We start from the raw sequence: 4,962 nt of genomic DNA, 5'->3' as shown, positions 1-4,962 counted from the left end.
GATCTGACCTCCGGGCCGGGCGCTGCGTGTGTCCACTACGGCGGCGGCGAGCCGGCCGAGTCTTCCTGGCCACGTAGCGCGTGACTCCGGCCGACGCCCTTCTCCGCCGCGGCCACCCGCATGCCCGTGAGCCGTTCGTCGAGAATCGGAGCCCGACCCGGCGCGGTGCCGGTCAGTTGCGTCCGGCCATGACGCCGCCGTCGACGTTCCAAACGGCGCCGGTGATCCAGTCGGTCTGGTCCGAGAGCAGGAAGGCCACCGTGGCGGCGACGTCGCCCGGCGTTCCCGTACGGCCGAGGGGGTGGAAGGTGTTGAACCCGTCGAGTACGGAGGCCACTTCTTCCTTGGGAATGAACTCCTCGTAGATGGGAGTACGCACGACGGCGGGGGCGACCGCGTTGACCCGGATGCCGTGCGGGGCGAGTTCCATCGCCAGGTGCTGGGTGAGCGAGTGCAGCCCGGCCTTGGCCATGGAATACGCCGACGAAGGCGTCGCGGCGATGGCCTGATGCGCCCACATCGAGCCGATGGTGACGATGGAGCCCTTGCCCCCGCGGGCGATGATGTTGCCCGCGATGGTCTGGGTGAGGAAGAAGAAGGCCCGGTTGAGAGCCTGGTAACGGTCGTAGTCGGCGTAGGTGTGGTCGACGAACGGCTTTGGGGCGAAGACTCCGGCCGCGTTGACCAGCAAGGCGGCGTCGGAGTGCTCCTTGGTCAGGTCGGCACGCAGGCGTTCCACGGCATGGGTGTCGGTGAGGTCGGTGGTCAGCACCGTGACATCGCCCGAGCCCGCCAGCGCGGCGGTGGCCGCCGCGGCGTTGGCAGGGGACCTGCCGGTAACGACGACGCTGCCGCCGGCGTCCAGGACGCGACGGGCGATGGCCAGGCCCATACCGCTGGTGCCGCCGATGATGACGGCCTTTTTGCCGGTGAGATCGAGGGTGGGTTTCATGCGCCCACCGTAGGTTTCACGGAATGCAGCCCGGTAGAGGATCCTTTGTGATGCGGCTATAACCTGAGCTAATCGCTCGCCGGGGCGTCGGACCCCAACGGCACGGCGGCTTCGGCGAGGGACTCCACGAACTCCTCCAGGTCGGCGGCCAGTGGATTCGAGCGGCTCCAGACGGCCTCGTAGGAAATCTCGACCGGGGCGCCGGACCGTACCAGGGGGCGGCAGCTGGCATGCCGCCGGGTGATCTTGGAGCGGGGCAGGAGAGCGGCGCCCACCCCGATGCCGGCCCACTCGTCCAGCACGCGGTAGCTGGCCGCCTCGCCGGGATAGGTGCGCAGCGCCAGGTCGTGGCCCCGGAACAGCTGGGTCGTGAACGTGGTCAGTCCGCAAGTGTCGGGGACGAGGATGTAGTCCGCGCCGGCGGCGGCGTCCAGCTCCAGCGGGCCCTCGGCGCCGGGGGCCCCGGCCGGGTCGACGACGACCACGGGTTCGCTGAGGATGATCCGGTGCCGGTAGGTCGGCATGGCCTCCACCGCGGGCACCAGCAGCACATCCAGCTCGCCGGACCGCAGGTCTGCCCGCAGCAGGCCCAGATCGGCTTCCCGCAGCACCAGCTCGCGTGGCCGGGACAGGCCACGCGCGGCGTCGAACGCACAGGCCACCAGGTCAGCGCCGATCAGGGGCGAGACGCCCACACGGATGCCGCCGGTGGCCGGGCGGGTCAGCCGACGCGCCTCGGCCACGATCGAGTCCAGCGCCCCGAGAGCATGGTCGATCATGGGCAGGACGACGGCGCCGTGGGCCGTGGGCCGTACACCACGCGGCGAACGGTCGAACAGTCTGACTCCGAGCTCCTCCTCCAGCCGCGCCACCCCGTTTGACAGCGCGGGCTGGGTGACGCCGTAGTCGCGCGCTGCGGCGCTGAACGACTTCGTGCGGGACACCGCCTGCGCATAGCGCAACCCCTCGACGTTCATCCCGAGCTCCCATCCATAAACCGAGGATATATCTCAATCCGTTGAGGCCGTCGACCGCGCAACGGATCGCCGCCCCGGGGCGGAAGCCATTCCGGACGGGCATCGAACCGGGGATATTCGTCGGTGTCTGCGTCGGCAACAGTGACGGGCACGAAGGCCGGTGAAGGTGCCGCCGCCGACGGCACACCGTGGGAGATCCCTACATCCCCCTACCTTGACTGCCTGGACGGATGAGGTGATGTCGAAGGCTCGTGAGAAGGCCGGAGTCGCGCCTGAGCTACCGGTTGAGGTAGTCGCTCAGATCCGTCGAGACTCCAGGTAGGCGCGCCAAGCCCGGATACCTGGCGCGGCCGTACGCCGGCTCCGTGTGCCGCAGGGCTCACTCTCCCCGTGGCCCCGCCTGCCGGGTGACCGACCGCAGCAGGGGACGGCTCAGCCCGCCGGACGCCAGGATTCCGGCGAACCCGGCGGCGCAGCACGCTGCGAGAACGATCACGCCGCGTGCGTCGAACGACGAGTCGCCGCCCGCCAGCATCGCCGATCCCCCGCACAGCAGCCCTGCCGCGACAGCCCCGCCCGCCAGCACCGTGACCGGGATCAGCGTCTCCCGGTTTCGGGCGGCGTCCAGGACCCGCAGTGGGGTCCCGGCCAGGTGCAGCAGGCCGTAGGTGCGGCGGCGGTCGAGGACGGAGGCGGCGGCGGTGATGCCCGGCCGAGGTGATGGCGACCGTGAACGTCACCACGAGCACCACCCGGGTGATGGTGGTGAAGTCCCGGGTGAACCGTGCCTCGGACCAGTTCACCTCGGGCCCGGTGATCGGGTACTGGTCGGGGATCAGGCCGGTCAGCGCGGTACGGGCGCGGTCCAGCTCGGCCGGGCCGCCGGACACGGTGGCGGTGACCTGGCGGCTGTCGTAGGGGCCTTGGGCCACGAAGCCGTCGTCCACGCCGACCACGGCGGTCACCCCGGCGGCGCGCAGACGCTGTTCGGCCAGCGTCCGCACCTGCGTCACCTTGTTGTCCGGGACGGCGAGGGCGAGCTGGTCGGGCCGTCCTCCCCACGAGGAAGTGGCGTCCAGGGTGAGCAGGGCGAAGAACCCGGCGACGAAACCGGCCAGGGTGAGCCCGGAGACGATCCGCCAGCCGGCCTTCGGATCGTCCAGCAGCCGACGTCCCGCCAGCAGCGTCGCCGGCCGCTTGGCCAGGGCGGTGACGATCCTGCCGAGCAGCCGGACCACCCAGGGCCCGATCACGTCCAGTGCCAGGAAGATCGCGGCGAACGCGTACAGCGCCATGGAGTCGTCGCTGCCGTACTTCTTCGTGATCCAGCCGTACCCGGCGACGACGACCACGAAGACGACCACCCGCACGGCGCTCGCTCCCCGGCTGCGCGACCGGCGTGCCACGCCCAGCGGGCCGACGACCACCTGACGGAGCCCGGCGAGCGCGCTGACCACGACCAGTGCGACCACCCCGGCCGTCACCGCCAGCAGTGGCGGCGCGCCGATCCACAGGTCGGCCGGATACCAGGCGCCGCCCGCGAGCGGCAGACTCGCCGCCACCGGCAGCAGCACCGCGTACCCCACGACGCCGAGCAGCGCCCCGGCCGCCCCGGTCAGCAGCGCCTCGGCGGCCGTCAGCCCGGCGATACGGCCCGGCGTGGCGCCGATCAGGCGGAGTGCGGCGAGCCGCTGGTCGCGGCGGGAGACCGACAGCCGGGCGGCGGAGGCCCCCAGCACCAGCAGCGGAACGATGACGAGGACGGTGGCGACCCGGGCCAGGGACTCGTATATCCCGCCCATGCCGTCCGCGAGCGGCGCGCCGGTGAAGGACGCGACGCGCGTGGGGGAGGCGATGTCGCCGACCCGGCGGGGATCGGGCTCGCGCGGGGTGGTGACCGCCGGGTCGGTGGAGCGGTGTCCGATCACCGCGACGAGTTCGCCGGGGTGGTCCAGCGCCGCGCGGCCCAGCGTTCCGGTGGGTGTGCCTGGGACGGGGTGGCGGTCGGCGGGCAGCCGGTCGAGCAGTGCGCCGAGCGCCGGGGAGACCCACAGGTCGCCCGGGGCGGGGAAACGGTCGAGGCCGGGCGGGGCGGGAGCGGTGCGTCCGGGCAGCCGGGCGACGTCCACGACGGTGACGGGCACTCCCCGGCTGAACGTCGTGCCGACCGCCTCGACGGCCACCGGACGGGAGGACTCCACCGGGTTGCGCCAGTCGGTGCGGTCCGAGCGGTGCTGGAAGCCCAGGTTCATCGCGACGCACAGCAGCAGGAGTGTGGTGGACACGGCCGCCGCCGCGACCGCGAGCCCGGTGGCGAGCAGGCCGGTGCGGCCGCCTGCCCGGGTGAGCCGCCAGGTCAGCGCCCAGGTCGTACGGTCCAGTGCCCTCATCGCGAGTACCCCGCCTTCGTCTCGGCGCCGGTCTCCGTCTCGGCCTGGGCTCCGGCCAGCAGGCCGTCGCGGACCTGTACCGTGCGGTCGCACCAGCGGGCCACGTTCGCGTCGTGGGTGACGACGACCAGGGCCGCGCCCTGGCTGCGGCTGACGTCCACCAGCAGGTGGAACACGTCCAGGCCGGTGGCCTGGTCCAGCGCGCCGGTCGGCTCGTCCGCGAAGATCACTTTCGGGCGGCCGACCAGGGCCCGGGCGATGGCGACGCGCTGCGCCTGGCCTCCGGACAACTGCCCGGGACGCCGACTCTCCAGGCCCTGCAGCCCCAGCGGTCCGAACCACTGCCGGGCCTGCTCGACGGCCTCCCGGCGGGCCGTGCCGCCGAGCATCAGCGGCAGGGCCACGTTCTCGTCGGCGGGCAGTTCCGGCAGCAGCTGGCCGGACTGGAAGACGAAGCCGAACGCGGTGCGGCGCAGGTCGCTGCGGGCCGGTTCGCGGAGTTGGTCGATCCGCTTGCCGTCCAGCAGGACTTCTCCGGAGTCGGGTCGTTCGATCCCGGCAAGGCAGTGCAGCAGAGTGGACTTGCCGGAGCCGGACGGGCCCATCACGGCGACGAGTTCACCGGTGTGCACGGAGAGGTTGA

4 protein-coding genes are annotated in these 4,962 nt (G+C 72.3%); all 4 read right to left on the bottom strand.

Annotated elements, in window-relative coordinates:
- Window positions 1-172 precede the first annotated feature (172 nt).
- Window positions 173-952, bottom strand: a complete 780-nt coding sequence (locus ACFU5F_RS42005; RefSeq protein ID WP_383898917.1) for an SDR family NAD(P)-dependent oxidoreductase — start codon at window positions 950-952, stop codon at window positions 173-175.
- Window positions 953-1,020: 68 nt separating this feature from the next.
- On the bottom strand, window positions 1,021-1,929 hold the full coding sequence (locus ACFU5F_RS42000; protein WP_383898915.1) for a LysR family transcriptional regulator: 909 nt from the start codon (window positions 1,927-1,929) through the stop codon (window positions 1,021-1,023).
- Window positions 1,930-2,138: 209 nt separating this feature from the next.
- Window positions 2,139-4,319: an FtsX-like permease family protein gene (locus ACFU5F_RS41995; protein WP_383898913.1), complete on the bottom strand. Its 2,181-nt coding sequence runs from the start codon at window positions 4,317-4,319 to the stop codon at window positions 2,139-2,141.
- Window positions 4,316-4,962, bottom strand: a 647-nt coding sequence (locus tag ACFU5F_RS41990; protein ID WP_383898912.1) for an ABC transporter ATP-binding protein, incomplete at its 5' end; no start/stop codon positions are given. The genes ACFU5F_RS41995 and ACFU5F_RS41990, both read right to left, overlap by 4 nt.

It is taken from the genome of Streptomyces sp. NPDC057438 (assembly GCF_042802995.1).
GTDB lineage: Bacteria > Actinomycetota > Actinomycetes > Streptomycetales > Streptomycetaceae > Streptomyces.
The sequence above is the reverse complement of the archived record's forward strand: the minus strand, read 5'-3'. Positions and strand labels throughout refer to the sequence as shown.